Annotated in this window: 1 protein-coding gene; it reads left to right on the forward strand. The window is 43.1% G+C overall.

Annotated elements, in window-relative coordinates; all coding sequences use genetic code 11:
- Positions 1 to 479: HAD hydrolase-like protein (locus ACTIE6_RS10260; RefSeq protein ID WP_439556549.1), on the forward strand; the 479-nt coding region annotated here is incomplete at its 5' end.
- Positions 480 to 1,171: the final 692 nt, after the last annotated feature.

The raw sequence follows: 1,171 nt of genomic DNA on the forward strand, positions 1-1,171 counted from the left end.
AGCGTTGCAAGTATCTCGATGTCCCCATGTATAGAATTCCGTTGATAGCATCGGAATTCTTGTCGCTATACAAAACAGAGCTTCAACAGGTGAAAATCTTTGACGGGATCAAAGAGCTGCTGGTAGGGCTTAACGATTTAGGCTGCCAGACAGCAATCATCTCGTCTAATACCGAACAAAATATTACACGTTTTCTTTTATCTAATAATGTCGAGTCTATCAGCAAAATTTATTGTAAGGCCAGCCTGTTTGGGAAAGATAAACTGATCGCTAAATTTCTTAAAAAGTATGACCTCGGTGCCAACCAAGTCCTCTATGTAGGAGACGAAACGAGGGACATCATTGCTTGTCAAAAAGTGGGTGTCAAAATCGCCTGGGTTGAATGGGGTTATGACAACAAAGAAACAGCCGCTGCCGCTAGGCCAGACTATCTGGTAGCTAGCGCAGGAGAAATTTTGGACATTGTGAAAGCAAGTTGAATTAATATTCATCCGACATTACCCATTATTTCTTATCTTTTTAATCTGTCACACGTTCCCTGCTGTCCAACGCTTGATCTTCCGCAGCTGGTTTACCAAATCCCTGATAGTCCGATACAGGGAGCTATCATCCGGCATATCAGAGAGCCTTTTCTAATACCTTTAATCCGGCAGCAGTAGCCGTTTACCTAAGGATCGAGGTATTTAGGTTGTCGGGAATACTACATGTAAACTTGTCAGTGCAGTAAGACAGCTCTTAGCTTAATTCGTTACGTACAAACAAGAAACGTTTAGCCTTAATGGCAGATTCTCATGCCTAGAAAGTAGCAAGCATTTTCGGCGCTGTACCTTTCGACAGCGTTACAGATCGATTATAACTGATGCAAAGTACGGGCGAGCGTGAATTGATTCCAATGGCGGAACACTTCGTATGAGCGCAATATGTTATTTTCCTCTCGCGGGAGGATTGCTCACGGGCTACATTTACGAGGTGGATTATCCTACCACGACTCAGGTGCACAACAACCTCAAGGGGTATATGGCGCAAAGTATATGGAAACAGTTTCAATTCCACAACTTATTGAGCGCAAAATCACTACTAATCACTTTGTCCGTGTGCAGCAACCCCATTTACTCAAGGTGATCATTGCATCTGTAAACGTAGGGCATGGTCTGTTACACATTACCGAATT

The organism is Dyadobacter sp. (assembly GCF_051859145.1).
Taxonomy (GTDB): domain Bacteria; phylum Bacteroidota; class Bacteroidia; order Cytophagales; family Spirosomataceae; genus Dyadobacter.